This is a genomic window from Arthrobacter sp. Dra40 (assembly GCF_059091905.1).
In genome coordinates, this window is the sequence record NZ_JBNHHB010000007.1 from 82,798 (window position 1) to 108,799 (window position 26,002).

Sequence of the window (26,002 nt, forward strand, 5' to 3'; positions counted from 1 at the left end):
CTGTGCTTGGGGGAAGAAACCTCAGCCTCTCGACTATAAGCACGCAGTCTTGGGTTTAGCCTGCAGCATTCCGGGTGTGTCGTTTCACCAGCGCGCGCAGGGCCTGGCGGACGGCTCCGGCCACCGCGGCGGCACCCGGGCTGTCCATCACGATGGTGTAGTGGTTGGTTCCTGGCACGTCGCGGACCTGCAGTTCCGGCAGCCTGGTGGCCCAACGCTCCACGTAGCCGGGCGTATACAGGCCGGCGTCTTCGTTCAGCAGGCCGCGCGGAGCCCGCAGCAGCACGGCCGGCACCGCCAGCGACTCCAGCGCGTCCATCAGGGCCGCCCCGCCGTTCAGGTCGGCGGTGTCGCGGGCCATCGCCTGGTAGTTCGTCGACGGCCGCAGCAGCGGGGGCTCGCCGGCGAGGTCGTAGTCAACGTAGTCCTCCACCAGCGCGTTCCAGTGGTCGGCGAAGGCCGGGTGCACGCGCCAGAAGTCCCGGTACGCATCCCGGCTGGGGAACGTTGCCGCCAGCCGTTCGGCCGCCGGCCCCAGCACGGACTGGATGACTTCCTCGTCGCTGAGCCCGGCGGGCACCTGCAGCGGCAGCCCGCCGTCCACCAGCACCAGAGACTGCACCAGTTCCGGATGCCGCCGCGCCAGCACCACGGAGGCGAACGCCCCCATGGAATGACCGACGACGACGGCGCTGCCCACCCCGTGTGCCGCCATCACCGCGGCGAGGTCGTCGGCGTGGGCGGCCATGCCGAACGGTCCGGGCAGCTGGTTGCTGCGGCCGCGGCCGCGCAGGTCCGGGGCGATCAGCCGCACGCCGTCGAGCTCCTGCGCGAGCAGGCCCCAGGTGCGGTGCGACGCCGTCACACCGTGCACGGCCAGGACGGCCGGCGCATCCGGGTCCTGCGGCCCCCACACGCCGGTGCGCAGGGTGCCGCCGCGGACCGGAACGTCCAGCGTTGAATAAGGCAGGGCTGCCGGTTCGGCGCTCATCGGCTGGACCATCCGCCGTCCATCGTGTAGGACGCGCCGGTGACCATGCCGGCGTCGGCGCCGGCCAGCCAGCAGGCCAGCGAGGCCACTTCGTGCGGTTCGGTCAGGCGTTTGACGGCGCTCTCGGTGAGCATCACCTGGGCCACCACTTCCTCCTCCGGCAGCTGGTGCAGCCGGGCCTGGTCGGCAATCTGTTTCTCCACCAGCGGCGTTTTCACGTAGCCGGGGTTGATGCAGTTGCTGGTCACGCCGTGCGCGCCGCCCTCCAGCGCCGTGACCTTGGAGAGGCCTTCGAGCCCGTGCTTGGCGGAGACGTACGCGGACTTGTAGGCGGAGGCCCGCAGCCCGTGCACCGAGGAAATGTTGATGATCCGGCCGAAGCCGCGCTGGTACATGCCGGGCAGCGCCGCACGGATCAGCAGGAACGGGGACTCCAGCATCAGGCGCAGCATCAGCCTGAAGTCATCCGGCGCGAATTCCTCGATGGGATTGATTCGCTGGATGCCGGCGTTGTTGACCAGGATGTCCGTATCCACCGTCGCCGTCTCCAGCGCCCGGGTGTCGCTGAGGTCCACTTGCCACGCGACGCCGCCAATCTCCTGCGCCACTCGTTCGGCGGCGGCGCCGTCCAGGTCAGCCACGGTGACCTTGGCGCCGCGCTCGGCCAGCGCCCGTGCGCAGGCTTCACCGATGCCGCTGGCCCCGCCGGTGACCACGGCGCTGCGGCCTGTCAGAGTCTGTTCAGCCATGGGGTTGTCCTTCCGTCCCGTGCGGTTGTCCGGGGGCCAGCGCCCGCTCGATAAACTGCATCATTTCTTCAAAAACATGGTCAGGCACTTCCCGCGGAACGGGCTGCGCACCGGGGTCGTCCTCCCAGAGCACCCAGCGCATGCCGATCAGCTCGCCTATGCCCATCAGTGCCCAGGCCGCGACGTCCGGATCCATTGGGCGGACCTCGCCGGTGGCCTGCGCCGCCTTCAGCCCCTCGATGTAGCCGTTGACGATCCGGGTGTAGTGCATCCGCAGGGCGCCCGGCGAGACGAACTCGGCCTGCCGGATAATCCGGTAGAGGGCGGGGTGCTCCGCGGTGAAGCGGAAGAAAGCCTTGAACCCGGCGCGCTCGGCTTCCAGCCGGTTGCCGGCCGACTTGGCCGCCTCGGTCATCGCGTGGCGGACCCGCCGGTTGAGGTCCTCGACCACTTCGTCGAAGATGGCCTGCTTGCCCTGGAAGTAGAGGTAGAACGTGCCCAGGCCGACGTCGGCCTGCTCGGTGATCTTCACGATCGAGGCGTCGTGGTAGCCCACCGACGCGAACACGGTTTCCGCCGCTGCCAGCAGCTTGGCGCGTGTCCGGGTGCCCCGGGCGGTGCGTGGTGCGGCACTCATGATTCCTGCTCCGATCCTGCAGCTGCTGCCGTCCATGCGGCAGGCCCGGGCCGGACCGCGGCCTGCCGCAGCCGTCCCCGCGCCACCTTGTTCAGCGCCGTTCGCGGCAAGGTTGGCACAAAGTCAAAGCGCCCGGGGACCTTGAAGGAGGCCAGCTGCGCCTTGCAGTGCTCGGCCAGCTCCTCGGCGTCGGTGATTTGGCCCGGGCGGACCACCACGTAGGCCAGTCCCGTCTCCCCCCAGCGTTCGTCCGGGACGCCGACGACGGCGGCCTCCGCCACCGCGGGATGCGACAGCAGGGCCTGTTCCACCTGTGCCGGCGCCACGTTCTCGCCGCCGGAGATATACAGGTCCTTGATCCGGTCCACGATCCGGTAGAAGCCCTCCGCGGTGCGTTCCACCAGGTCCCCGGTGCGCAGCCAGCCGCCGGCGAGCGCTGCCGCCGTTGCCTCCGGATTGCGGAAGTACCCGGCGAAGACACCCGGACCCGAGACCAGCAGCTCGCCGGTGGCTTCGCCTTGGAGGATTTCGCCGGTGGCCGGGTCCGCCACCGCCACGCTGACGTGCGGGTACGGCTTGCCCGCGTAGCCGATCATGGACGCGGCATCTTCATTGGGCAGGCAGAGCACATTCGGCGACGCTTCGGTCAGACCATAGCCCTGGCTCAGTGCCACGCCCCGCTTGTGCCAGATCCGCAGCAGCGGTGCCGGCATGGACGCCCCGCCGACGATGGCGTGCTGCAGCCTGGACAGGTCGGCGGACGCGAAGTCCGGGTGCTCGGCCAGCATGGCGTATTGGGCGGGCACGCCCATCATGGTGGTGACCTTGCGCTCGGCGATCAGCTGCAGCACCCGGCCGGCATCGAACGTCCGTTCCAGCACCACCGTGGCACCGGTCCACCACGCCAGCAGCGGCTGGATGTTCCAGCCGCCCACATGGAACTGCGGCAGGGCCGCCAGCACCACATCGGAACTGGAGAGCTCCATGGTCCGGGACAGCGAGAGGTTGGTCCAGAAACAGTTGGCATGCGTGAGGATGGCGGCCTTGCTGTGCCCCTCGGTGCCGGAGGTGAAAATCATCAGGAGGGCATCGTCGTCGTGCACTTCCCGCTGCACCGCGGCCTCGACCATGCCCGCTGCCGCCCGCCGGGTGGGGTACGGCACCTGCCGCTCCACCCCCGAGGGCCCGAGAGCCGCGGTGCGCGGCGGCAGCGGCAGCATCGCGGCGGCGGCCGCGGCGAGCGCGTCGAATTCGTGCTCCACCAGCAGCAGCGCCGGGTCGGCCAGCTGCAACTGGTCGGCGATCTCCCGCGGCGACAGGCGCCAGGACAGCGGCACCAGGACCAGGCCGGCCTTGGCACAGGCGAAGAACAGCACCACGTGGTCGGCGGAGTTGCCGGTCAGGGTGGCGATCCGGTCCCCCACCCCGTAGCCGGCGGCGAGCAGCCGGCGGGCCAGGCCAACGGCCCGGGCATCGAGCTCGCGGTAGCGCAGGACTACCCCGCGGTCGTCGATCGCCACGCGCTCCGGCGTGGACACGGCACGGTCGGCGGTCCAGCGGCCCAGGGTGTGGAGCCCGTCCTGCTGGTTGTGCTGCTGGTTCACTCGGCATTCTCCAGTGCTTGGCGCTGCCGGGCGGCTGCCTGGCGGCGCTGGCCGCGGCTGAGGGTGGCCCGGTGCACCGCTCCGGTGATGCCGCCGGGCAGGAAGAGGACCACCAGGATGAACAGTGTACCGAGGATGAACAGCGGCTCCGAGAGCGGAATCCGCAGGATGTCCGGCAGGCCGGCAATGGCCTCCGACTGCGCCAGCGCGGTGAGCCGCTGGTCCAGCAGCGTGTAGAACACGCCGCCGATGATCGCACCCCAGCGCGAGCCCACGCCGCCGAGCACCACCATGACCAGCAGGGTGATGGTGAAGTCGGCGGAGAGGCTGCGCGGGACGGCCCCGGACTGCAGCAGCAGGTACACCATGCCCACCGCCGAGGCCAGCACGCCGCCCACCACGAACACCAGCAGCTTGACCAGATAAGGCTGCACGCCGATCACCCGCACGCGGAGCTCGTTCTCCCGCACCGCCGCGGCCACATGGCCGGCCCGGCTGTACTGCACCCAGGTCACCACCGCAAAGACCACCAGCAGCACGATCAGCGCCAGCCAGTACAGGTTGCGGGTGTTGGCCACACCCAGCAGGGCCTCGGGCAGGTTCTCGGTGGCAAGGGTCAGGCCCTCTTCGCCCCCGGTGGCCTGGCCCGGGTTGCGGCCCACCATCACGTGGCCGGCCTCGGCGAAGGCCAGGGTCACCATGGCGAACGGGATGCCGGTCACGCGCAGTCCCACCGCGCCGACCACGTGGGCCAGCACAATCACCAGCAGCAGCGTCAGCCCCATCGCCGGCAGCAGCGGGATGTCGAACGTGTCCAGGATGACGCCGAGCCCGTACACGCCGGCACCGAAGTACAGCGCGTGGCCGAAGGAGAGCAGCCCGGTCACACCCAGCAGCAGGTGGTAGCTGAGCGCCGCGGCGGCCATCAGCATGCACATGGCGATCAGCTGCAGCGAACCCGGCGTGTAGGTGGGCCCGGGCAGCACGCCGGGCAGGGACAGGTTCAGCAGCGGCAGCAGGGCCAGCAAGACCACGCCCGCTCCCCCGGCACCCCACTTGAGCAGGCTGCGGCCGCCGGCGGCAGCACCGCCGTCGTTCTTGGCTTTCCGGGACCGCCGCTGCCCCGCGCCTGCGGTGTCTGTGTCGCCGCGGCCGGCAGAGGGGCCGGCAGCCGCCGGCTGCGCCTCGGACTGCGGGTCGGTCTTGCTGGTGGTCATGATTTCCTCCCGAGCAGGCCGGAGGGCCGGAAGAGCAGGACAAGGGCCAGGGCCACGACGACGACGAAATCCCCGGTGCCGTTGAGGTAGAAGTTGGCGAACTGTTGCAGCAGCGCCACCACCACCGACGCGATGGCCGCGCCGGTGAGCGAACCCAGGCCGCCGATCACGGTGACGATGAAGGCGAAGATCAGCAGCGAACCGCCCAGCAGCGGCGAGACGTACTGGAAGTAGTGGCTGGCGAGCACCCCGCCCAGGCCCGCTGCGGCGCCGCCGATGGCGAAGACCAGCGTGAAGGCTTTGCGGACGTCGATGCCCAGCGCGGTCACCATGGAGCGGCTTTCCACCCCGGCGCGGATGATCATGCCGTAGCGGGTGCGCTTGAGGAAGAACACCAGGCCCAGCAGTACCAGCACCGCGGCGATGATGGCCACGAACCGGTCGTTCGAGATCTGCGCCCCGAGGATGCCGGTGGTCTCCCGGAACCAGGCCGGTCCGGAGATGTGGATGGTGTCGGTGCCCCAGATCCCGTCGAACAGCGCGACCGACGCCAGCGAGAGGCCGACGGTGACCAGCACCTGTTCGATATGCCGCTCGTAGAGCTTGCGGATCAGCACGAATTCGGTGAACGCGGCAAACAGCGCGCCCACCACCGCGCCGACCAGTAGCGAGCCGAGGAAGGTCCACCAGTTGTCGGCCCCGGCGCGGCGGGCGAATTCCCAGCCGGCGAACGCGCCCAAGGTCAGGAAGGAGCCGTGCGCGAAGTTCAGCACGCCCATCAGGCCGTAGATCAGGCTCAGCCCGGAGGCCACCAGGAAGTACAGCGCGCCCAGCCCCAGGCCGGTGACGGTCAGCAAGACGATGGTACTCACTTCTGCGCTCCGTTCCGGTCGGTCTGGGTGTGGGCCGGGGCGGCGGTCTCGCCGTGCCCTGCTGCGGCGTCTTCGCCGTGCCCGGCTTCGGCGTGGACGCCCAGCAGCCGCTGCGTCAGGTCTTCGTTGTCCAGGAACTCCAGCGCACTGTTGGTGGTGTGGACCACCCTGCCGCCGGAGAGCACGACCGCTCCGGAAGCCAACTGGCGGACCACCTGCAGGTTCTGTTCCACCAACAGGATCGGCACCGTTTCCGCGGCGCGTTCCAGCGTCTCGGCGACTTCCTGCACGATCTTGGGGGCCAGGCCCTTGGTGGGTTCATCGATCAGCAGCAGCTTGTTCTCGTTCAGCAATGCCCGCGCCAGGGAGACCATCTGCTGCTGCCCGCCGGAGAGCGTGCCGGCCATCTGCGCGGCGCGCTTGAGCAGGTCGGGGAAGAGCTCCTCCACCAGTTGGCGGCGCGGGGACGCGTCCCGTTCGGCCAGCCGCAGGTTCTCCGCCACGGTCAGCTTGGAGAACACCTCCCGGTCCTCCGGGACGTAGCCGACGCCGCGGCGGATGATCTTGAACGTGGGTTCCTTATCGATCCGCTCCCCGTCCAGCGTGACGCTGCCAGTCCGCGAGATCAGGCCGATGACGGCCTTGATGGTGCTGGTCTTGCCCACTCCGTTGCGTCCGAGCAGGGCGGTGATGCCGGTGGCCGGGACGGAGAAACTGACGTCCTCCACCACCTGCTGGCCGGCGATGTGGGCGGTCAGGCCGGCAATTTCCAGCACCGGGCGGGCGTGGGCACGGGCCTGCGCTGCCGCCGGCTGGACGGCCGTGGCCTGGGCCGGGCCGCCGGTGGCTCCGGCGCGCGCGGCGTCCGCGCTTGGCTGCGGTTGCTGGCTCATACGGGTTCTCCCAAGTAGGCGCTCTGGACGGTGGGATTGGCCATCACCGCGTCCGGGGTGTCGATGGCCAGCAGCTTGCCGTGGTGCATGACCGCCACCCGGTCCACCAGCCCGAGGACCACATCCATGTGGTGCTCCACCATCATCACGGTGCAGCCGCGGTCGCGGTGCATCCGGCGGATGATCGCGCTGAGTCCCGGGACGTCGCCGGAGGCCACGCCGGCCATCGGTTCGTCCAGCAGGATCACGGCGGGATCGCCGGCCAGCAGCATGGCGATCTCCACCTTGCGCTTATCGCCGTGCGACAGGTCTCCGGCAGCAGTATGCAGCTTGTCCTCCAGCCCCACCTCGGCCACGTTCTGCTGTGCGACGGATGTTGCGGAATCCGTCCGCGAGGGGAAGCGGAACACGGACAGGCTTCCGCCGAGGGCGGCCTGCGCTGCCAGCCGGACGTTTTCCAGCACGCTCAGCCGCGGGAACAGGCTCGAGGTCTGGAACGTCCTGCCCAGCCCGGCCCGTGCCCGGTGGTGGATCGACGCCGAGGTGACGTCTGCGCCGTCGAGCTTGACGGATCCTTCCGTCGGCTTGAGCACGCCGGAGATGAGATTGAACAACGTGGTTTTGCCGGCACCGTTGGGTCCGATCACGCCGACCATTTCGCCGGTGGCCACGGAAAATCCAACATCCTCGAGGATGCGGGCGCCGCCGATCTGCAGGCCGAGGCCCTGCACCAGGAGCGCGGGCTGATCTGGGGAGGTCATCATGTCACTTTCTGTGCGGTCACGGACCGTGGTCGTTGCCGGGCCGGTCCGCGGCCGGAGACGCCGCGCACCTCGTGGGCGGCGGCGCCCCTGGACCTGCGGTACCTTGAGCCAGAGCCGTGTTGCGGGGCTCCGGCTGCCGGTTTCGGTTACTTGGCTTCCGGCGGTGCCACGGTGTCGGCCGGAATCGCCTCGATCAGCTCGGGCACCCAATCGCCGCCCTGCTCCACGAGCTTGGCCTGGTACATCTCCTGCAGCAGCGCGTGGTCGGAGGCACGGATGGTTGTCTCGCCCTTGGGCCCGTCGAAGGTGTAGCCCTCCAATGCGGAAACCATGGCGTCGACGTCGGTGCCGCCTTCCTTGACGGCCTGCACGATCATCTGGCCGGCAACAAAACCGTCCGGGGTGAACAGGTCCGCCTTCTTGCCCTCGGCCTCGACATGCTCGATCATGGCCTTCTCCACATCGTTTCCGGCGGCGCCGTGGAAGTAGTGGTTCAGGAAGCTGATCTTGTCCGAGGCGGCGCCGTAGGCACCGAAGGTGGCGGCGTCGCCCAGACCGGTCACGATCGGGGCGGCGTCGAACGCGCCCTGCTGGCTCAGTGCCTGCCACATGGAACCCGAGGTGGCGCCGGCCCAGGCCACGAAGACCAGATCCGGCTTCGCATCGATCAGCTGGCGGGCGAACGGGGTGAACTCGGTGGCGTCTTCGGGCACCAGGACGTCATCGACCTCGGCGCCCTGCTCGCCGAGCACGGCCTTGACGGCGGCGAGGTTGCCCTGGCCGAACGCGTTGTCCTGGCCGAACACCACTACCTTCTTGCCCTTGAGGTCATCCACGAAGGTTCCCGCGGTGGCCACGTCCTGCAGGCTCTGGCGGCCGGAACGGAAGGTGTAGTCGTTGATGCCCTGCAGCGCGTCGGTGGCGGCCGGGCCGGAAATGTACAGCACCTTGTTCTGCTCGGCCTGCTCGGCGAGCTTGAGCGCGATGCCGGACACCACCGTGCCGGCAAGGATCTTGTAGTCCTTGCCGATCAGGTCCTTGGCGACGTTGACCGCCTTGTCGGGATCACCGCCGTCGTCATGGTAGGTCAGGTTCAGCTTGGTGCCGTTGACCTCGCCCGTGCCCTCGGTGGCGTAGTCGATGCCTGCCTGCAGGCCCTGGTAGTAGGCCGCGCCATAAGCGGCGAGCGGGCCGGATTCGGAATAGACGATGCCCACGTTGATGCTCTCGGGCGCGCTGCTGGCCTCGCCGGCCGCACCGGCGGTCTCGCCGCCGGTGGTGGGCGCGCAGGCGCTCACGGCAAGTCCGGTGGCCAGTGCTGCGGCCATCAGGAACTTCTTTGTTGCCTTCACTCCGATGCCTTTCGTTGAAGAATCTGCTGAGGAGAAATCTGGAACTGTCTGAACCTGATGGTCGGGTCACCCCAAACCTGAAAGGTGATTCAGATTACAGCAAATCTATGGCGCGGCTCACAGCAGTGTCAACATAACAGCCAAAGGGCTGGGTCACGATTCGGTTGCAGAGCTCCCTGGGACGGCGAAAAGCCCGGCCGCTCCAGAGGGAGGGACCGGGCTTTCGTGCAGCCTTTGAGGTTAGTTTTCCGCGTGGCGGCTGTTGGCGCGCCAACGGATGCCGGCGTCGATGAAGTCGTCGATCTCGCCGTCCAACACGGCGCCGGTGTTCCCGACCTCATGTTCGGTACGCAGGTCCTTGACCATTTGGTAGGGGTTCAGCACGTAGGAGCGCATCTGGTCACCCCAGGACGCCTTGACGTCGCCGGCGAGCGCCTTCTTCTCCGCGTCCTGCTGCTCCTTCTTCAAGAGCAGCAGCCGGGACTGCAGCACGCGCAACGCGGCGGCGCGGTTCTGGATCTGCGACTTCTCGTTCTGCATCGAAACCACAATCCCGGTGGGAATGTGGGTCAACCGGACCGCGGAGTCGGTGGTGTTCACCGACTGGCCGCCCGGACCTGAGGAGCGGAACACGTCCACCTTGATCTCGTTGTCCGGAATGTCGATCGAGTCGGTCTGTTCAATCAGCGGGATGACTTCGACGGCGGCGAACGAGGTCTGGCGGCGGCCTTGGTTGTCGAACGGGCTAATCCGCACCAAGCGGTGGGTGCCCGCTTCCACCGAGAGCGTGCCGAAGGCGAACGGCGCCTTGACTTCGAACGTGGCCGACTTCAGGCCGGCCTCTTCGGCGTAGGAGGTGTCCAGCACCTGGGTGGGGTAGCCGTGGCGTTCGGCCCAGCGCAGGTACATGCGCATCAGCATCTCGGCGAAGTCGGCAGCGTCCACACCGCCGGCGCCGGAGCGGATGGTCACCACGGCCTCGCGCTCGTCGTACTCCCCGGACAGCAAGGTGACGACTTCGAGTTCTGACAGCGCTTTCTTGAGCGAGGTCAGTTCACTGGCAGCCTCGGTCATGGAGTCTTCGTCGCCGGCGTCCTCCTGGCCCAGTTCCACCAGGACCTCCAGATCGTCGATCCGGGCCGCGAGCTTCTCCAGCCGTTCCAGTTCGCTCTGGCGGTGCGACAGCTTGGAGGTGATCTTCTGCGCCGCAGCCGGGTCGTCCCACAGATCCGGCACGCCCGCCTGTTCGCTCAGCTCGGCGATATCCTTGCGGATCCTCTCCACGTCGGAGACTGCTTCGATGGATTCGTACGTGGCGCGTAACGCGCGGATTTCAGCGGGAAAGTCGATCTCAGCCATGGTTCTCCAAGCGTACGCCATGGTGAGGATTCCTCTCCCCCGGCAGGTCGGGCCGTCATTTTCGTGACTTCCGTGGCCCCGGTCAGCGTGGCTTCCGGGCGTGCGTCTTGGGCGGCGCTGACGGGAAATCCTGCCCGCGCCTTCCGGCTGCCTCTAGCACCGGCGCGGAGCTTGCAATAACCTTTGGGAGTGCGGAAAGTGCAGGTTGTTCACGCTCCGCGCACGGGGACGAGGGCATCCTGATTTACATTCCACCTTGTGGGGAGGCTGCAATGTCCAGTCAAAGTCATCGCCCGGTTCATACCCGGCGACAGCGGCAAAAGTCCGAAAGCCGGCAGGACAGCCGGCCGCCGCATCCAGAGAGGTCACGACGAATTCTTGGGGCTTTCAGCGCGGTGATTTTGGCCGGCGCCACCATCGTCGCCGCTTCCGGACCCGCAGCCGCCCAGGATGAAAGCGACTACACAGTCGTTCTCAAGGACAGCGTCACGAATGTCGATTCCACCGCAGCTGCGCAGGGGAAAGAATACGGGTTTACCCTTTCAAGCACCTATGAACACGCGCTGAAGGGCTACTCGGGGACCATGACGGCCTCAAAGGCGGCCCAACTCGATGCCGATCCGGCCGTTGATTTCGTTGCGCCCGAGCGGGCATTCACGTTGGCAGAAGACGAGGCCGTTGACGCTGAGCCACCCGCGGTCACTGGATTCCTGCCCACTTGGTGGCTGCGTGTCGGCGGCACCCCTCAAGAGGCGGCTGCGAACGGCCAGGAGATCGCGGTCAACACCGCCGTCATCGACTCCGGTATAGACAGCACCCACCCAGACCTGAACGTCCGCGGTGGCGTGGACTGCTCCACGGGCACCGCGGTCGACGCAACTCCCGTTGACCGGAACGGGCACGGAACGATGGTTGCCGGAGTTCTGGCGGCGAAGAACAACACCTTCGGCGTCATCGGCACCGCGTACGGCGCCCCGCTCTGGTCCGTCCGGGTGATGTCAGACGCCGGCACCATTTCAGAGGCTGCGCTGCTCTGCGCGGCCGACTGGGTAGTCTCCACACGCACGGATTCGGACCCGCAGAACGACATCCAAGTCGCCAACATGAGCATCGGCGGCCTTGGCCAAGACCAGGGAAATTGCGGCAACGGGGTCGATGCCCTGCACCAGATGATTTGCCAGGGGGTTGAGCAGGGAATCACCTGGACGGTTGCGGCCGGCAATGCGGCGGCGGACTTGGCTAACACCGTTCCGGCCACCTATGACGAGGTGCTCACCGCCACAGCCATGGCGGACTACGACGGCCGCCCCGGCGGCAAGGCAACGCCGATCTGCAGCGGAGGGTCAGTTCCCAGCCCCGATGACCAGTTCGCCAACTTCTCCAACTTCGCGACTCAACCTGCCGACATAGCGCACACCGTTGCAGCCCCCGGGGTCTGTATCACCTCCACTTACCCGGGCGGCCTCTACAACACGGCACACGGAACGAGCTTCTCCAGTCCGGCTGTCGCCGGCTCAGTCGCCCGCTGCATCTATAGCGGAATGTGCCAGGGCGGCGGGTCGTCCGTAATGAAGCAATTCCTCGCGGCCGTCGAGGCGTACAACAACGACAACAGCCAGTATGGGTTCATCGGTGACCCGCTCCGACCGGCTGCCGGCAAATACTACGGTTACCTCACCACCACAGCTATGTGCGACTAGGCGCCAAAACACGGTGGCGTGCCTCCGCGCCCTTCCGGTGGCCGCGCACCACCGACGCGCGGTCTCGGCCCATCCGTTTCCGGCCGATCCGGCTGCTGCTAGGCTGATCGGGTCTTGGCCGGTATGAACGGGGGGGGGAACCGTGTACGAGGAAAAGACCTGCACTCTAGCTGACGGCCGTACTCTGGCTTACTTCGACCTTGGCGATCCCTTTGGCCCTCCGGTGGTGCACCACCATGGTGCGCCCAGCGGCAAGTTGGAAACCGCGTTCTTCAACCTCGGCGACGCCGCCGCCCAGGCCGGTGTGCGGCTGCTGGCGGTGGACCGGCCGGGAATCGGCGGGTCCACCCCCAAGCCGGGCCGCACCCTTCTCGAATGGCCCGACGACGTCGAAGTGTTCACGGACCGGCTGGGCCTGGAGAAGTTCAGCGTGATGGGGTACTCGATGGGCGCCCCTTCCGCCCTCGCCTGCCTGCACCGGATCCCGCACCGCATTGACGGCGTCAGCATCGTCTCCGGGTCCGGCCCCTCCGACGTCCCGGGTCTGGCCGACGGCCGATCAACCGACGTCGCCAGGGTCCTAAAGTTCGCGCAGCACCGGCCGCGGCTGACCTCCGCCGTCCTGGCCTTCATGAAGTTCGGCACCCGCAGCCCGGAAAAGATGATCGCCGCCTCGGGCAAGAGCATGCCGGAGGCGGACCAGGCAGTCGCAGCCCGGACCGGGGCGGCACCGCGCTTCGCTGCTTTCCTAGCCGACGCCCTGCGACACGGCACCACCGGAGTGCGTGACGACATGAGGCTCGCTGCGTCGCCTTGGGGATTCACCGTCGAGGACCCCGGAGTACCAGCGTTTATCTGGCACGGGACGGTGGACCGGAACGTTCCGGTGGCGACGGCGCACTGGCTCTCTGACCGGCTGCCCTCCGCCGAACTGCAGTTGGTCGAAAGCGGTGGGCACATTTCCGTGCTGGATGCCTCCGCCGAAACCGTCCTGCAGCTGCTGCACCAGCAAGCGGTTCGGTAACTGCCCAACGAAAACAGACCAAAGCTGGCGCCTGACACGAGCTACAGGTTATCGTCCGAGCTCTGAGCGTGCGTCGCTGGAGACGGTGACCGGTATGCCTGCCGGGATCAGGAAATTAACCACCGGTGGCCGGATTACCGCGCTCTACTCGCCGTGCGCCGTGCGCCGCCCCGGGGAGCCGGTGCCGCTGCCAACCGTCAACTGGTCGAATCTCTCGTAGGCATCAGTCTCTGACAAGTAACGCAGGACCGATCCCCGCACGGATCCGCCGTCCAACGATGGCACCAAAGCACCTGAGCCAGCCTCGACGTCGGCCAAGGCGAAAGTGTCTGCGGCTGCCAGCGCTGCCCCGTCGGCGACGGATAAGAGCTTTTTCCTTTCGACGTAGACGGTCGATGCCCCCATCACCACGGTCAGGATCACCAGGCTCAATAAGACGAAGCCGATGTGCCGCAACTCCGTCATCACCTCGGAGCACCGTCCACATTGGGTCGCAACGGAACAGGATCTGCTCAAAGCGCTCAGAGACCGTCGTATGTCGGAGGCGAATCGGGCTAGCCTTCGGAGCGAGCTCGCCGACGTGCAACGCGTGATCCGCGGCGCCGTCGAGGCCACGCTGCTTTCTCTTGCAGGACAGTCAAATGCTTCCGGGGATAGCGCAGTTACGAGAGTGCCTCGCAGACATCCGTGACCTGGCCACGACCGTCGAACACCCGCACCTCATCGCCGGCTGCGTCAAGGGCAAAATTGAAGTTGCCCACCACAAGGAATATTCCAGGCCTCTCAGATGTCGCGATCGAATTGATCAGGATGTTGCGTCCCTTCACTTCCACTTCGGTGGTGGTTTCGCCGTCAGCCACCACGTCGCGTTCAAAGCGTGTGCCGGTGATGACATAGCTGACAGTATTGCCGTTGGCGGACAGCGTTATGCGCTGGCCGGGAGAAGTGATGATCCTTTGCCCGTCGGGCTTGGTGATCACCTTCGATTTTCCGGTCAGTGTGTACTCGACGTCGAAGGTACAAAAGTTTGTCAGCGTGTCGCTGTCGCTGACAGGGTCTGGTGGCGCTGCGTTGGCAGCGGCTACGGGAGCAGCAGTCGCAATAAGTCCGGCGACGAGTACGGTGGGAATCAGCCTGCGTTTCATTTTGAGCTCCTTGCAGTTTGGTTCTTTCCCCTATCAAAAGCCACCTAGGAAAACCTTGATACAGCGGCCGGGACCACTGTAAGTTCCCCCACCTTGCAAAAACCTTGAGCCGCAGGTCACGGCCACGAGGGTTCTGCACACGACCGGAAGCCCGCTATTAAGCGCCACGAGCATGTCCAAACTTTCCGCTTCCCGGAATTCGCCGACAATCAACCGAGGGCCGCATCCGCAGGGCCTCTTTAACCAAGCGCCGCAGCGGTAGGGCTCCTTCGCCTTCCAGATTCGGCTGCCGGCACTGCAGCCCTACAACTTCGCGCAGTGGCAACTGCAATTCGAAGATTTCCTCGACCGTGACAACGCGCTCCCGGCTGCCAATAGCGGCTGCCAAACAGTTGAGCATCGTGGTTTTTCCGGCTTGGGTTGCCCGGACACGAGGATGTTCAGTCCGCTGCTGACCGTCGCCCCAAGGAAACGGGCTGCTTCCGGCGTCAGCGATCCCAGGTCGACCAAGTGTTCCAACCGGGAAGCGTGGGCAATGAACTTCCTGATGTTGACCGACCAGTGCTGGCGGGTGATGTCCGGGATGACCACATGCAGGCGTGAACCATCGGGCAGGGCAGCATCGACAAAGGGCGAGGACAAGTCCAAACGGCGGCCGGAGGACTTGAGCATCCGCTCCACGAGGTCCCGCACCTGCTGTTGCGTGAGCGTCACCGATGTCAGCTCCGACTCCCCGCCTCTGGCTACATAGACTTCCGACGGTGAGTTGATCCAGACTTCTTCAATCGAGGGATCGTCCAGCAGCGGCTGCAACGGACCGAATCCGGCCACCGCATCAAAAATGTACTTGCGTGCATGGTCCAGTTGCCCGAGCGGAGGGAGGGTCCCCAACAAGGACCGATCGTCATAGTTCATCACCGCTGCTTCGACCAGCCGTCGGACCTCCGGACCTTGGCGGGCAGGGTCCAAGCCTCGTTGGCGGATCAGCTCGCGGACCTCACCCTCGACGATCCGGATGCCATCCATCCGTTCCCCCTTTTCAACCCCCAAGCGCAACCGCCCCGCGAAGTTGAGACCGGGCAGCCGCTTGCGCTGAACCCTAAGCGACCACTCTTCTGACGGGATACCCCCAGCTGGCGGATTGTGGAAAACCCGTCCCAACTTCAGCCACTGGTCAGGAGCTGTCGCGGGTGATAAAGGCGCGATGCAATAGGCTGAGGGGCAGTATGAAAAGCATCTTCGACGTCCTCGTGCCGCTGCTGCGTACCTTGCCGGCCGGCAGCCGGCGTTTCCTCACCGGCTACGGCACGGCATCCGCGGGGCTGGCCCTGCTGGACGTCGTGGCGCTGGGTTTGATTGCCGCGCTGCTGCCGGCCCTGGTGGGGAGTTCCGACGCAGAACTGCCGCTGGTGGGCAACGTTGCCGAAAACGGGATGGCGCTGCCGATCCTGACCTTCATCTGCCTCCTGATTGTGCTCAAGAGCATCCTGGCGGTGCTGCTGCTGCGGTTCGCCACCAAGCGCTTCGCCCGGCACGAAGTAGCCATCGGCGACCGTCTTTTTGCCGCCTACCTGGCCTCGCCGTGGGAGAAGCGGCTGGGGCGCAACTCCGCCGAGATTGTCCGGTCCGTGGACGTGGGCGTGGGAATCACGGTCTCCGGGGTGCTGATGCCGGCGATGAGCCTGTTCGGCGAGCTGGGCACGCTGGCGGCGGTCGTCGTCGTGCTTTTCGTGGCGCAGCCGCTGATAGCGGTGGTGACCATGATCTACCTGGGCCTGGTGGCGCTGCTGCTGGCCAAGGTAATCTCGCCCCGCGCCGTCGCGATTGGCCGCGAGAACCGCGAATGGTCCAACCGGACGGCCAAGACCCTGTACGAGGCGCTGGGAGCGCTTAAGGAAATCACGCTGGCCGGCCGCGGACCCGAGGTGCAGGAACAGGTGCACGGCACCCGCACCAAGTCCTCGATAGCGCGCGCAGGCGCCATCCAGATTTCGCAGATCCCGCGCTACGTGCTGGAGACCGCGCTGGTCCTCGGTTTCGCGCTGCTGGGCGGCGTCGGCTACCTAACCGGCGGACCGGCCGGAGCGGTCAGCGCCGTCGGCCTGTTCGCCGTCGCGGGGTTCCGTTTGATCCCGTCGCTGACGCGTATGCAGGCGGTGCAATCCTCGGTGAACACCAGCGCGTCCTTTGCCCGGCAGATCGTCGAGGACATCCACGAGGGCGAAGCCGAAATGTCCCGGCAGCGGGATGAACGTCCGCAGCACGAACTGCCGGACCACGCCGCGGACATTGAGCTCCGGGACGTCGCCTTCAGCTATCCGGGTGCGGCGGCGCCGGCCCTCCACAACGTGAACATCAGGATTCCGGCCGGCAGCCACGTGGCCTTCGTCGGTGCGTCCGGCGCCGGCAAATCAACCATGGTGGACCTGCTGCTGGGGCTGCTCGAGCCTAGCCATGGACACGTCATGGTCGGCGGCGAACCAATGGAGTTCGTGCTGGATTCCTGGCGGCGGCGGATCGGCTACGTGCCGCAGGAAGTCTCGCTCTTCGACGCTTCGATCGCGCAGAACGTGGCGTTGGCCTGGGACGAGGCCCGCGTGGACCGGGAGCGGGTGACCATTGCCCTGCGCCGTGCCCAGTTGCTGGACACAGTGATGCAGCGCGACGGCGGCCTGGACGCCTTGGTAGGTGAGCGCGGCATGGCCCTCTCCGGCGGACAGCGCCAGCGCCTCGGCATTGCCCGCGCCCTTTATGACAACCCGCGGGTGCTCGTCATGGACGAGGCCACCTCCGCCCTCGACACCGCCACGGAGGCGGCGGTGACGACGGCGATCCGGCGGCTGCATGGTGACGTCACCGTCATCACCGTTGCGCACCGCCTGGCTACCATCCGGGACGCCGACATAGTGTTCTTCATGCGCGGCGGAACCGTGGCGGCGGCCGGAACCTTCGACGAGGTGGTGGCCAGCGTCCCCGACTTCGCCGAGCAGGCTGCGCTGGCGGGCCTTGGGAAGACCGAGAAGCCGGTGGACGAACGCCGGTAAGGCGGCTCCTGGTTCTTGCTGATCGGTGGTGTTCCTCCCAAGGAGGGTTGCATCGCGCCTTTGTCACCCGCTGCGGCTTCTGACCAGTGGCGGATGAAAGTTGGGACGGGTTTTCCACAATCCGCCGGTTGGGGCTAGCCCGCCGGAAGAGTGGTCGCCTAGGGTTCAGTGCAAGCGGCTGCCCGCCGGTCTCAACTTCGCGGGGCGGTTGCGCTTGGGGGTTGAAAAGGGGGGAAGGATGGATGCCATCCGGATCGTCGAGGGTGAGGTCCGCGAGCTGATCCGCCAACGCGGATTGGACCCTGCCCGCCAAGGTCCGGAGGTCCGACGGCTGGTCGAAGCAGCGGTGATGAACTATGACGATCGGTCCTTGTTGGGGACCCTCCCTCCGCTCGGGCAACTGGACCATGCACGCAAGTACATTTTTGATGCGGTGGCCGGATTCGGTCCGTTGCAGCCGCTGCTGGACGATCCCTCGATTGAAGAAGTCTGGATCAACTCACCGTCGGAGGTATATGTAGCCAGAGGCGGGGAGTCGGAGCTGACATCGGTGACGCTCACGCAACAGCAGGTGCGGGACCTCGTGGAGCGGATGCTCAAGTCCTCCGGCCGCCGCCTGGACTTGTCCTCGCCCTTTGTCGATGCTGCCCTGCCCGATGGTTCACGCCTGCATGTGGTCATTCCGGACATCACCCGCCAGCACTGGTCGGTCAACATCAGGAAGTTCATTGCCCACGCTTCCCGGTTGGAGCACTTGGTCGACCTGGGATCGCTGACGCCGGAAGCAGCCCGTTTCCTTGGGGCGACGGTCAGCAGCGGACTGAACATCCTTGTATCTGGAGCTACTCAGGCGGGGAAGACCACGTTGCTTAACTGTTTGGCAGCCGCTATTGGCAGCCGGGAGCGCGTTGTCACGGTCGAGGAAATCTTCGAATTGCAGTTGCCACTGCGCGAAGTTGTAGGGCTGCAGTGTCGGCAACCGAATCTGGAAGGCGAAGGAGCCATACCGTTGCGGCGTTTGGTTAAAGAGGCCCTGCGGATGCGACCCGATCGGTTGATAGTCGGAGAAGTCAGGGAAGCGGAAAGTTTGGACATGCTCGTGGCACTTAACAGCGGGCTTCCTGGCATGTGCACCGTCCATGCAAATAGTGCTCACGACGCAATTACCAAGATATGTACGCTGCCACTGCTGGCGGGCCAGAACATCTCGTCAGCCTTTGTGGTTCCAACGGTGGCATCGTGCATCGACCTCGTCGTCCATTGTGCCCGCCGGCCAGACGGCAGGAGACAGGTCGTAGAGATTGTTTCGCTGGGCCGCCGAGTGGAGAACGGCATCATCGAGACGTCCACCGTTTTCAGCCGGCAGGGTGGCCAGCTGGAGGTCAGTCCCTCCGCGAGTCCGGCGGAGGAAAAGTTTATGCGTGCCGGATACGAAGTGATGCAACTGCTGGAACCCGTGTCATGACGGCGGCGACGGGACTTGTGGGCGGGATCGGTTTGTTTTTGATCTGGTGGTCTTGCTGGGAAAAACCGCCGGGCAGACCTTCGCGGCAGAAGCGGCTGAGCCGGCTCCAGCTCGTGATCAATCAGGCCGGTATCGAGAAGGTCTCGTCGAAGGCGCTCCTGGCCAGCTGTGTGGGAACGGCCGCGGCTACTTTCCTGATCGTTTTTGCCCTGGCGGCGTCGGGCCCGATCGCAGCCTGTTTCGGCTTGTTCGGAGGCTGGCTCCCGCTCGTTCTCGTTCGCTGGAGGGCGCGCCGTCGTACCGCCGCTTTACGCGAAATCTGGCCGGACGTCGTCGACCATCTCCGGTCCGCGATCCGGGCGGGGCTGTCCCTGCCCGAGGCACTGGTTCAGCTGGGAACGCGTGGGCCGGTGGAGTTGCGGCCGGCCTTCAGCGCGTTCGCCACCGACTATCGGGCAGGCGGGCATTTCGACGATGCGTTGGAACGGCTCAAAGCCAGACTGTCGGATCCGGTGGCTGATCGGATCGTCGAGGCGCTGCGCATGACGCGAGAGGTTGGCGGCACCGACTTGGGCAGGTTGCTCGGAACCTTGGCCGACTTTCTCCGTGACAGCGCACGGACCCGCAGCGAACTCGAGGCACGGCAGTCGTGGACGGTCAACGCTGCCCGGTTGGCCGTTGCTGCTCCCTGGATCATCTTGATGCTGTTGGCCACCAGGCCCGAAGCGGTGGCAGCCTACAACACCGCACCCGGGGCAGCCGTGCTGCTCGGCGGTCTAGTCGTTTCGCTGGTGTGCTATCGGCTCATGCTGCGTATTGGATCGCTCCCCGAAGAGGAGCGGGTACTCCGATGATCCACATGGGGGCATTGACTGTGTTGGTCGGCATTGCCCTGGGAGTGGGGCTGTGGCTGACGGCTACGCGTTTGCCGTTCTTCCGTCCCACGAGATTTGCCGATCGTATTGCCCCTCAGCTGAAGGCGATCGAGATGAAATCGCGGCTGTTGGACAACGGACCGGGAAATGTCACGCCGTTCGGTCCCTTGGAGAGAATTTTCCGGCCGGTGCTCCGTGACTCGGTCGCGTGGCTTGGGCGATTCAACTTCGGTTCGACCTTGTTGTCCAAGCGGTTGCTGCAGGCCGGACGCAAGCAGAGCACGGTCGATTTTCGCGCCGAGCAATTGCTGTGGGCAGTGGCAGGGTTCCTCATCGGCATCGCGTGGATGATTACGACGGCGGCAGGAGGCTCGCTGGATCCGGTGCTTGCGGTGATTCTGACCGTTGGGCTGGCCACCGGCGGGTTCATGCTGCGGGACTACCTCTTGACCGCCCAGATACAACGCCGCGAGGCAAAGATGCTGGCGGAATTCCCTAGTCTGGCGGAATTGATGGCATTGGCAGTCAGTGCAGGTGAAAGCGCGACCGGTGCACTGGAGAGAATCTGTCGCAGCGCTCACGGCGAACTGGCTCAGGAATTTGCGGTGGTACTCGCACAGACCCGCTCGGGTACGCCGGTGTTGACGGCGTTGCAGGAGTTTTCACATCGGACCCGTTTGCCTGCGCTGGTGCGCTTTGTCGATGGGATGACCGTTGCTGTTGAACGCGGGACCCCGCTGGCGGATGTCCTGCGGGCGCAAGCACAGGACGTGCGCGATATGGCCAAACGGAACCTGATGGAGTCGGCCGGCAAGAAGGAAATCGGCATGATGGTGCCGCTGGTTTTCGGCGTCTTACCGTTGACGGTGTTGTTTGCCGTGTATCCGGGAATTGCGCTGATCAATCTCGGCTGGTGAGGGACAGAAGGAACCGTATGAGTCAAACTCGCAAACTAGAAAGGAACGAGGACATGACGAAACTATCGCTCAGGGTCGTTGCCACGCTGTCGCTGATCTGGAGCGGAGGGCTGGATCGCGTGCGAAAGTCAGTTCGGCCCGCGGATGGAGAACGCGGGGATGTCCCGGGGTGGGTGATGATTACGCTGATGTCGGCAGTCCTCGTGGCAGGCATCTTGGCTCTAGCCAAACCGGCTTTGGAAGGCCTGTTCAATGACGCAATTGGCCGCGTGACGCAGCCCTGACGTGGGTCATTGTCTGTGGGATCGCCGGTTGCGGCGGTCTACCGAATCAGCCGCCAGCCGTAGTCCCGGCCAGGACCGGGTCCGCTCAGCCGATCGTGGCTCAGCGAGCGTGGACTTCGTTTTGGTCGGTGGAGTGCTCACCCTGATCTTTGTGTCGATCATGCAGCTGACCCTAGTCCTGCATGTCCGCAACACACTTATCGACGCCGCAGGGTCCGGTGCCCGCTACGGAACCTTGGCCGATCGAGGTGCCGCCGACGCGCAGGAGCGGACAATTGCCTTGATCTCCGCTGCGCTGACCGGCGACTATGCACAAGATGTACACGTCGAGGAGGTCCTCCGGTCCGGCGTGCGCACGTTGCGGGTTACGGTCCGGGCGCCGCTGCCTGCGCTGGGACTGGTCGGTCCAAGCGGTGCCTTGGAAGTCCACGGTCATGCGGCGCTTCCACGCTGACCGCACAGCGGCTGCCCGGCCCGGGGCAGGGTGCCGCCGAACGGGTGCCGAAGCCCTGACCTGTCGGAGGGGCGCGATGACGCGCCTGCGGCAGCGGCTGAGGGAATGCCTGGGCGACGGTCAGGGAGGCGAGGCGGGGAGCGCGGTCGTTGAGTTCGTCTTCCTTGGAACGTTGCTCTTGGTGCCGACGGTTTATTTCGTTATCTCCGTTTCGCAGGTACAGGCCGCCTCTTTTGCCGTGGTGAATGCTGCCGACCAAGCGGCGAAGGTGTATGCCGGGTCCGACGAGGCCACAGATGGAGGTCAGGCAGCGCATCAGGCGGCGCTCTTTGCAGCAGGAGACTTCGGTATAGGCCCGGATCAACTGGATCTCAGAATCAGCTGTGGCAACGGTGCGTGCCTGGAACCCGGCTCGTCGGTCACGGCAGAAGTCTCGATTTCAGTCCCGCTGCCGCTACTCGGCGGCACCGGGCTGAGCATGGCGACCGTGAACTCCTCGGCGACTCAAATCGTAGAACGGTACGGATGATGGCCAAGGAACCCGCGAGTCCCAGAGCAGCGCGTGGCCTTGTAGGAGCCAGCCACCAGCAGGGGCGGTGGGATGAAGACGGCCAAGTGCTGGTTCTGCTCATAGGCTTCGTCTTATTGAGCCTGCTGATCCTGACCGTGGTGATGGGGGCATCGACCCTCTACGTCGAAAGGAAAAAGCTCTTATCCGTCGCCGACGGGGCAGCGCTGGCAGCCGCAGACACTTTCGCCTTGGCCGACGTCGAGCCCGGATCAGGCGCTCCTGTGCCATCGTTGGACGGCGGATCCGTCCGGGGATCGGTCCTTCGCTACTTGTCAGAGACGGATGCCTACGGGAGATTCGACCAGTTGACGGTTGGCGGCGGCACCGGCTCCCCGGAGCGGCGCACGGCGCACGTCGAACTGAGCGCGGTGGTCCGGCCACCGCTGGTCAATTTCCTGGTCCCGGCAGGCATACCGGTCACCGTCTCCAGCGACGCACGCTCCGAGCTCACACGCTGAGCGCAGCCGGTAGCCAGCATGATCCCTTACCTCGGGCATTTACCGAAGCGCCTCTTGGTGCAACTGCTGCAGGACGGTTTCGGCGGAGGCGTCCAGCACGGAGATGTGCCCACCGCCCCCCCGACCAGGCGCAGCTTGCAAAGGAAGCTGTTCGGAGAGCCAACGATTACCTTCTCCGGGCTCCGGTGTTGAACTTCATGCAGGCCAAGACGGCGGACGTCAAACGCGGGCGGTGCTGCGCGAAGGTGAGGACCCGCGCGACGTAGGACGCTCGGCCAGACGGGGACGTAGGAGGGGCCGGACCCGGAGACGATGCTGCCAATCTGCGGCGGTGGCTGCGCCCAGGCGCAGGCCGGGGCGCAGCCAGTCACCGCTGCTTTTCCGAACGGAGGTCCTACGCGGCGACCATCCCGTGTGGATCGATCACGTACTTTTTGGCCGCTCCTTGGTCGAATTCCCGGTAACTTTGAGGCGCCTCGTCCAGGCTGATGGGGGTAGCGTTCACGGCCTTGGAAATGTTGGCCTTATCTGCCAAGATCAGGTCCATTAGCCTGCGGTTGTACCTCTTCACCGGGCACTGCCCCGTGGTGAACGAGAGCGACTTCGCCCAGCCGGTGCCCAACTGCACACCGATCTGGCCGACCTTGGCGTTCTCGTCGATGCCGCCCGGGTCTCCGGTGACGTAGAGGCCCGGGATGCCCAGGGCACCGCCCACCTGGGTCACCGACATGATGTCGTTCAGCACCGTCGCCGGTGCCTCAGCGGCATTGGCTCCGTGCCCCTTGGCCTCGAACCCGACCGCGTCCACCGCCGCATCCACCACGGGGACGCCGAGGATCTGCTCGATCCTTTCCGGCAGCGAGCCTTCCTGGCTCAGGTCGATGGTCTCGCAGCCGAAGCTGGCGGCCTGCCTCAACCGGTCGGCGTTCATGTCGCCGACGACGACGGCCGAGGCGCCCAGCACGTGCGAGGAGAAGGCCGCAGCCAGGCCCACCGGCCCCGCTCCGGCGATGTAGACCGTGGAACCTGTGGTGACCCCGGCGGTGAAGGCGCCGTGGTAGCCGGTGGGGAAGATGTCCGAGAGCATGGTCAGGTCCAGGATCTTTTCCAGCGCCTGGTCCCGGTCCGGGAACTTGAGCAGATTAAAATCCGCATATGGCACCATCACGTACTCGGCCTGGCCTCCGATCCAGCCGCCCATGTCCACGTACCCGTAGGCGGCACCCGGCCGGGCGGGGTTCACGTTGAGGCAGACGCCGGTTTTCCCCTCGTTGCACATCCGGCAGCGGCCGCAGGCGATGTTGAAGGGCACCGAGCATATATCGCCCTCCTTCACGAAGAGCACGTCGTCACCCGTCTCGACCACCTCCCCGGTGATCTCGTGGCCGAGCGACTGGCCGACCGGCGCGGTAGTGCGCCCGCGCACCATGTGCTGGTCGCTTCCGCAGATGTTGGTCGCCACCAGCTTGAGAATCGCGGCGTGCGGTGCCTTCTGTTGGATTCCCATCTTGTTGGCGACCTCGGAAGGCAGCTCCAGCTTGGGGTAGTCGATCGTTTCAACCGCCACTTCCCCCGGGCCCTTATAGACGACTACACGATTTCCCGTCATGGTTTTCCCTCCGTTTTTATCCCAAAACCGCGCTAAGCCAACGGGCCCTGCGCAGCCGCATTGTTTCTCTTATTCTGGTTTTTGTTCTTTGTCGGAATCGGGTTTCTTGTCCTTTTCCGCGGACATTGACACATCGTCGGCGCGGGGCTCGCCTTCGGGGACCTCGCGCGGGCGGACGACCAGGTCGTAGGCGATGGCGGCGGCACAGCTGCCGATGAAGGGACCCAGTATGTAGAGCGGGTACTGGGACCATTCGACGGCGCCGCCGAAGATGGACTGCACGAGGTTCGGGCCAAAGGTCCGGGCCGGGTTGAGCGAACCGCCGGTCAGCGGAGCCATTACCAGGATGGCACCGGCGACAGCGAGCCCGATGATCAGGCCCGCCCAGCCCTTCGGCGCCCGCTGGTCCACCGCCACCGCCATGATCGAGAGCATGAGCAGGAAGGTTCCCACCGCCTCCGCAATGATGCCTTGGCCGTAGGAGACCCCGTCACCCAACATGGTCGCGCCTCCGCCGAAGTCCACCGCGCTCATGCCGAACGAGGCCACGAGCAGGAGGCTGCCGACGGCGGCGCCGACCAACTGGGCAAGAAAGTAGGGAACTACTTCCACCCAGGGAAATCGTCTGGTGACCGCCAGCGCGAAGGTCACGGCCGGATTGATGTGGGCGCCCGAAACCGCCAAGAACGCATAGATGGCCACGGCAATGGCAATGGCAAATCCGAGGGAAATAAACCCAACCCCCGGATAGGTCAGATCGCCGGCGCCCACAGTCAGCGCCCCCAGCACCGAGCCGACTCCAAAAATCACCAGTACTGCGGTGCCGATCACTTCGGCCGCAAGCCGCCGCATTAAAGTCGGGGTCATTTTGCACCATTCCATGTGGAAAACGAGGAAATGTTACGAAAATGGAACAAGGTGGAAGTGCTCAGAGTCTAGGCCGGGCTTCCGAAGGGCGTCAATAGTGGCAGATACGGGCATCCTTTAACCCTGCGAATGTTGCCTCGGGCTCGTCTGACGCCGGAGCAGCGGCGCTCTATTCGGCCGCTTCGGCGTAGAACTTGGCCAGCCGGCGCACCAAACGGACCGGGTCGTGGTGTTCCTGGAGCCAGGCCCGGCCGCCCAAGGCAGTGGACGTGCCTGCCGGGTCAGCCAGGGCGGAGGTGGCCGCAGTTGCCAGCGCGTCGGCGGTATCCCCCTGCAGGATTGGAGGCGACTGGTAGTACCCCTCCGCCAGTTGCATGACGACGGGTAGGCCGATGCCGATGGCCTGTAGTTCGCTCATGGCCAGGATGCCGGCGCTCTGGCCGACCACTACGTGCGCCGACGCGAGCCAGCGCAAGTATTCCGGCTTGGGCATCTTCGGGACCAGCACGACCCCGAGCTCCGCGGCCTGCGGCGCACCGTCGCCCCAGTCCAGCCCCTGCAGTTCCACGTCGGGCCCGACGGCGGCGCGTAGCGCGCGCACCAGTTCCAGCTGCTGCTGGCCGCCCTTAGAGGAATGCCAACGGGAGGCGAAAACAATCCGCGGCCGATCAGTGCGGCGCCACTCAGGCAGCTCCTCCAGGTCCACCGGGTTCGGCAGGTAGGCCGCGTCTGCGCGGGCGGCTTCGGCGTGTACGCGCAGGTCCGGGGTGGAGTATAGGACCTTCGCGGCATGGTCGGCTCCCCACTGCAGCGCGGGCCGGCGGGCGGATTCGTAATACTGGGTGCGGATATCAGTGCCGTGGAAATGCAGCAGGAACGGCTTGACCGGACGGGACCGCACCACGCCGATCCGCGAGCCGGAATGCACGTGCAGCAGGTCCGACCGCAGGATGGCGGCCGCCCGCCGCGCCTGCCAGGCGGCACCTGCGGCGAGCTTCCCCGCCCGGCCCACAACGGATGTTGCCGTGCCTTCGGGCGGCACCACGTTGAAGTGCCGCCACGGCTTCCCCGCGCGCCGGCCATACTTGACCAAGGTGGCACCGACGTCGGCCGCGTCATAGATGTGCAGGACGCGCGGTTCGGCGGCCACC

Annotated in this window: 25 protein-coding genes and 1 pseudogene; 10 read left to right on the forward strand and 16 right to left on the reverse strand. The window is 66.0% G+C overall.

Features of this window, described 5'->3' with window-relative positions; genetic code table 11:
• Nucleotides 1–55 precede the first annotated feature (55 nt).
• The 10 genes from AC5RWT_RS05730 to prfB form a co-directional block, all read right to left on the reverse strand.
• Nucleotides 56–991 (reverse strand): alpha/beta fold hydrolase, encoded by a 936-nt coding sequence (locus AC5RWT_RS05730; RefSeq protein ID WP_494079499.1) that lies wholly within the window; start codon nucleotides 989–991, stop codon nucleotides 56–58.
• On the reverse strand, nucleotides 988–1,740 hold the full coding sequence (locus AC5RWT_RS05735; protein ID WP_494045619.1) for a 3-hydroxybutyrate dehydrogenase: 753 nt from the start codon (nucleotides 1,738–1,740) through the stop codon (nucleotides 988–990). Before AC5RWT_RS05735 ends, AC5RWT_RS05730 begins: the two co-directional genes overlap by 4 nt.
• Entirely contained in the window at nucleotides 1,733–2,377 is a 645-nt protein-coding gene (locus AC5RWT_RS05740; RefSeq protein ID WP_494079500.1) for a TetR/AcrR family transcriptional regulator, read from the reverse strand. The genes AC5RWT_RS05735 and AC5RWT_RS05740 overlap by 8 nt, the downstream gene beginning before the upstream one ends.
• The gene (locus tag AC5RWT_RS05745) at nucleotides 2,374–3,981 is read right to left on the reverse strand and encodes a class I adenylate-forming enzyme family protein (RefSeq protein ID WP_494079501.1); all 1,608 of its coding nucleotides are present in this window, start codon (nucleotides 3,979–3,981) and stop codon (nucleotides 2,374–2,376) included. The genes AC5RWT_RS05740 and AC5RWT_RS05745 overlap by 4 nt, the downstream gene beginning before the upstream one ends.
• Nucleotides 3,978–5,198, reverse strand: a complete 1,221-nt coding sequence (locus AC5RWT_RS05750) for a branched-chain amino acid ABC transporter permease (protein WP_494079502.1) — start codon at nucleotides 5,196–5,198, stop codon at nucleotides 3,978–3,980. Before AC5RWT_RS05750 ends, AC5RWT_RS05745 begins: the two co-directional genes overlap by 4 nt.
• Nucleotides 5,195–6,070, reverse strand: coding sequence for a branched-chain amino acid ABC transporter permease (locus AC5RWT_RS05755; RefSeq protein ID WP_494045615.1), 876 nt, complete (start codon nucleotides 6,068–6,070; stop codon nucleotides 5,195–5,197). The genes AC5RWT_RS05750 and AC5RWT_RS05755 overlap by 4 nt, the downstream gene beginning before the upstream one ends.
• Entirely contained in the window at nucleotides 6,067–6,963 is an 897-nt protein-coding gene (locus tag AC5RWT_RS05760; protein WP_494079503.1) for an ABC transporter ATP-binding protein, read from the reverse strand. Before AC5RWT_RS05760 ends, AC5RWT_RS05755 begins: the two co-directional genes overlap by 4 nt.
• Entirely contained in the window at nucleotides 6,960–7,724 is a 765-nt protein-coding gene (locus AC5RWT_RS05765; protein WP_494045858.1) for an ABC transporter ATP-binding protein, read from the reverse strand. The genes AC5RWT_RS05760 and AC5RWT_RS05765 overlap by 4 nt, the downstream gene beginning before the upstream one ends.
• A gap of 149 nt (nucleotides 7,725–7,873) precedes the next feature.
• Complete coding sequence (locus AC5RWT_RS05770) at nucleotides 7,874–9,079, reverse strand: substrate-binding domain-containing protein (protein ID WP_494079504.1); 1,206 nt, start codon at nucleotides 9,077–9,079, stop codon at nucleotides 7,874–7,876.
• Nucleotides 9,080–9,319: 240 nt separating this feature from the next.
• Nucleotides 9,320–10,438, reverse strand: a complete 1,119-nt coding sequence (gene prfB, locus AC5RWT_RS05775; protein ID WP_494079505.1) for a peptide chain release factor 2 — start codon at nucleotides 10,436–10,438, stop codon at nucleotides 9,320–9,322.
• Between the two features lie 395 nt (nucleotides 10,439–10,833).
• Here prfB and AC5RWT_RS05780 point away from each other — a divergent pair, with 395 nt between their 5' ends.
• Both AC5RWT_RS05780 and AC5RWT_RS05785 read left to right on the forward strand, forming a co-directional pair.
• Complete coding sequence (locus AC5RWT_RS05780) at nucleotides 10,834–12,138, forward strand: S8 family serine peptidase (RefSeq protein WP_494079506.1); 1,305 nt, start codon at nucleotides 10,834–10,836, stop codon at nucleotides 12,136–12,138.
• 142 nt (nucleotides 12,139–12,280) lie between these two features.
• Entirely contained in the window at nucleotides 12,281–13,162 is an 882-nt protein-coding gene (locus AC5RWT_RS05785; RefSeq protein ID WP_494079507.1) for an alpha/beta fold hydrolase, read from the forward strand.
• A gap of 144 nt (nucleotides 13,163–13,306) precedes the next feature.
• On the opposite strand, the gene AC5RWT_RS05790 is transcribed toward AC5RWT_RS05785, so the two are convergent.
• From AC5RWT_RS05790 to AC5RWT_RS05800, 3 genes and pseudogenes are all read right to left on the reverse strand, one after another.
• On the reverse strand, nucleotides 13,307–13,627 hold the full coding sequence (locus AC5RWT_RS05790; RefSeq protein WP_494079508.1) for a pilus assembly protein TadG-related protein: 321 nt from the start codon (nucleotides 13,625–13,627) through the stop codon (nucleotides 13,307–13,309).
• Nucleotides 13,628–13,824: 197 nt separating this feature from the next.
• Entirely contained in the window at nucleotides 13,825–14,307 is a 483-nt protein-coding gene (locus tag AC5RWT_RS05795) for a hypothetical protein (RefSeq protein WP_494079509.1), read from the reverse strand.
• Nucleotides 14,308–14,442: 135 nt separating this feature from the next.
• Nucleotides 14,443–15,333 (reverse strand): annotated as a pseudogene (locus AC5RWT_RS05800) (TadA family conjugal transfer-associated ATPase); the annotation flags it as partial.
• Nucleotides 15,334–15,533: 200 nt separating this feature from the next.
• On the opposite strand from AC5RWT_RS05800, the gene AC5RWT_RS05805 reads away from it, so the two are divergent.
• From AC5RWT_RS05805 to AC5RWT_RS05840, 8 genes are all read left to right on the forward strand, one after another.
• On the forward strand, nucleotides 15,534–17,351 hold the full coding sequence (locus tag AC5RWT_RS05805) for an ABC transporter ATP-binding protein (protein ID WP_494079510.1): 1,818 nt from the start codon (nucleotides 15,534–15,536) through the stop codon (nucleotides 17,349–17,351).
• Nucleotides 17,352–17,589: 238 nt separating this feature from the next.
• Complete coding sequence (locus tag AC5RWT_RS05810) at nucleotides 17,590–18,816, forward strand: TadA family conjugal transfer-associated ATPase (protein ID WP_494079511.1); 1,227 nt, start codon at nucleotides 17,590–17,592, stop codon at nucleotides 18,814–18,816.
• A complete protein-coding gene (locus tag AC5RWT_RS05815) occupies nucleotides 18,813–19,670 on the forward strand; it encodes a type II secretion system F family protein (protein WP_494079512.1) in 858 nt (285 codons plus the stop codon). The genes AC5RWT_RS05810 and AC5RWT_RS05815 overlap by 4 nt, the downstream gene beginning before the upstream one ends.
• Nucleotides 19,667–20,608, forward strand: a complete 942-nt coding sequence (locus AC5RWT_RS05820; RefSeq protein ID WP_494045605.1) for a type II secretion system F family protein — start codon at nucleotides 19,667–19,669, stop codon at nucleotides 20,606–20,608. Before AC5RWT_RS05815 ends, AC5RWT_RS05820 begins: the two co-directional genes overlap by 4 nt.
• A 53-nt stretch (nucleotides 20,609–20,661) precedes the next feature.
• Nucleotides 20,662–20,892, forward strand: a complete 231-nt coding sequence (locus AC5RWT_RS05825; protein ID WP_494045604.1) for a hypothetical protein — start codon at nucleotides 20,662–20,664, stop codon at nucleotides 20,890–20,892.
• Between the two features lie 109 nt (nucleotides 20,893–21,001).
• Nucleotides 21,002–21,346: a TadE family protein gene (locus AC5RWT_RS05830; RefSeq protein WP_494045603.1), complete on the forward strand. Its 345-nt coding sequence runs from the start codon at nucleotides 21,002–21,004 to the stop codon at nucleotides 21,344–21,346.
• 76 nt (nucleotides 21,347–21,422) lie between these two features.
• Nucleotides 21,423–21,875: a hypothetical protein gene (locus AC5RWT_RS05835; RefSeq protein ID WP_494045602.1), complete on the forward strand. Its 453-nt coding sequence runs from the start codon at nucleotides 21,423–21,425 to the stop codon at nucleotides 21,873–21,875.
• 86 nt (nucleotides 21,876–21,961) lie between these two features.
• A complete protein-coding gene (locus tag AC5RWT_RS05840; RefSeq protein WP_494079513.1) occupies nucleotides 21,962–22,375 on the forward strand; it encodes a pilus assembly protein TadG-related protein in 414 nt (137 codons plus the stop codon).
• Nucleotides 22,376–22,769: 394 nt separating this feature from the next.
• On the opposite strand, the gene fdhA is transcribed toward AC5RWT_RS05840, so the two are convergent.
• The 3 genes from fdhA to AC5RWT_RS05855 all read right to left on the reverse strand — a co-directional run bounded on the left by fdhA (nucleotide 22,770) and on the right by AC5RWT_RS05855 (nucleotide 26,001).
• Nucleotides 22,770–23,984: a formaldehyde dehydrogenase, glutathione-independent gene (gene fdhA, locus AC5RWT_RS05845; protein WP_494045600.1), complete on the reverse strand. Its 1,215-nt coding sequence runs from the start codon at nucleotides 23,982–23,984 to the stop codon at nucleotides 22,770–22,772.
• A gap of 69 nt (nucleotides 23,985–24,053) precedes the next feature.
• Nucleotides 24,054–24,851, reverse strand: coding sequence for an MIP/aquaporin family protein (locus AC5RWT_RS05850; protein WP_494045599.1), 798 nt, complete (start codon nucleotides 24,849–24,851; stop codon nucleotides 24,054–24,056).
• A gap of 169 nt (nucleotides 24,852–25,020) precedes the next feature.
• Nucleotides 25,021–26,001, reverse strand: coding sequence for a glycosyltransferase (locus tag AC5RWT_RS05855; protein WP_494079514.1), 981 nt, complete (start codon nucleotides 25,999–26,001; stop codon nucleotides 25,021–25,023).
• Between the last annotated feature and the right edge of the window lies 1 nt (nucleotide 26,002).

Coding starts and splice junctions, on each gene's coding strand:
- AC5RWT_RS05730 (WP_494079499.1), bottom strand. CDS start 991: ATGAGCGCCGAACCGGCAGCCCTGCCTTATTCAACGCTGGACGTTCCG.
- AC5RWT_RS05735 (WP_494045619.1), bottom strand. CDS start 1,740: ATGGCTGAACAGACTCTGACAGGCCGCAGCGCCGTGGTCACCGGCGGG.
- AC5RWT_RS05740 (WP_494079500.1), bottom strand. CDS start 2,377: ATGAGTGCCGCACCACGCACCGCCCGGGGCACCCGGACACGCGCCAAG.
- AC5RWT_RS05750 (WP_494079502.1), bottom strand. CDS start 5,198: ATGACCACCAGCAAGACCGACCCGCAGTCCGAGGCGCAGCCGGCGGCT.
- AC5RWT_RS05760 (WP_494079503.1), bottom strand. CDS start 6,963: ATGAGCCAGCAACCGCAGCCAAGCGCGGACGCCGCGCGCGCCGGAGCC.
- AC5RWT_RS05765 (WP_494045858.1), bottom strand. CDS start 7,724: ATGACCTCCCCAGATCAGCCCGCGCTCCTGGTGCAGGGCCTCGGCCTG.
- prfB (WP_494079505.1), bottom strand. CDS start 10,438: ATGGCTGAGATCGACTTTCCCGCTGAAATCCGCGCGTTACGCGCCACG.
- AC5RWT_RS05790 (WP_494079508.1), bottom strand. CDS start 13,627: ATGACGGAGTTGCGGCACATCGGCTTCGTCTTATTGAGCCTGGTGATC.
- AC5RWT_RS05795 (WP_494079509.1), bottom strand. CDS start 14,307: ATGAAACGCAGGCTGATTCCCACCGTACTCGTCGCCGGACTTATTGCG.
- AC5RWT_RS05805 (WP_494079510.1), top strand. CDS start 15,534: ATGAAAAGCATCTTCGACGTCCTCGTGCCGCTGCTGCGTACCTTGCCG.
- AC5RWT_RS05810 (WP_494079511.1), top strand. CDS start 17,590: ATGGATGCCATCCGGATCGTCGAGGGTGAGGTCCGCGAGCTGATCCGC.
- AC5RWT_RS05815 (WP_494079512.1), top strand. CDS start 18,813: ATGACGGCGGCGACGGGACTTGTGGGCGGGATCGGTTTGTTTTTGATC.
- AC5RWT_RS05820 (WP_494045605.1), top strand. CDS start 19,667: ATGATCCACATGGGGGCATTGACTGTGTTGGTCGGCATTGCCCTGGGA.
- AC5RWT_RS05825 (WP_494045604.1), top strand. CDS start 20,662: ATGACGAAACTATCGCTCAGGGTCGTTGCCACGCTGTCGCTGATCTGG.
- AC5RWT_RS05835 (WP_494045602.1), top strand. CDS start 21,423: ATGACGCGCCTGCGGCAGCGGCTGAGGGAATGCCTGGGCGACGGTCAG.
- fdhA (WP_494045600.1), bottom strand. CDS start 23,984: ATGACGGGAAATCGTGTAGTCGTCTATAAGGGCCCGGGGGAAGTGGCG.
- AC5RWT_RS05850 (WP_494045599.1), bottom strand. CDS start 24,851: ATGACCCCGACTTTAATGCGGCGGCTTGCGGCCGAAGTGATCGGCACC.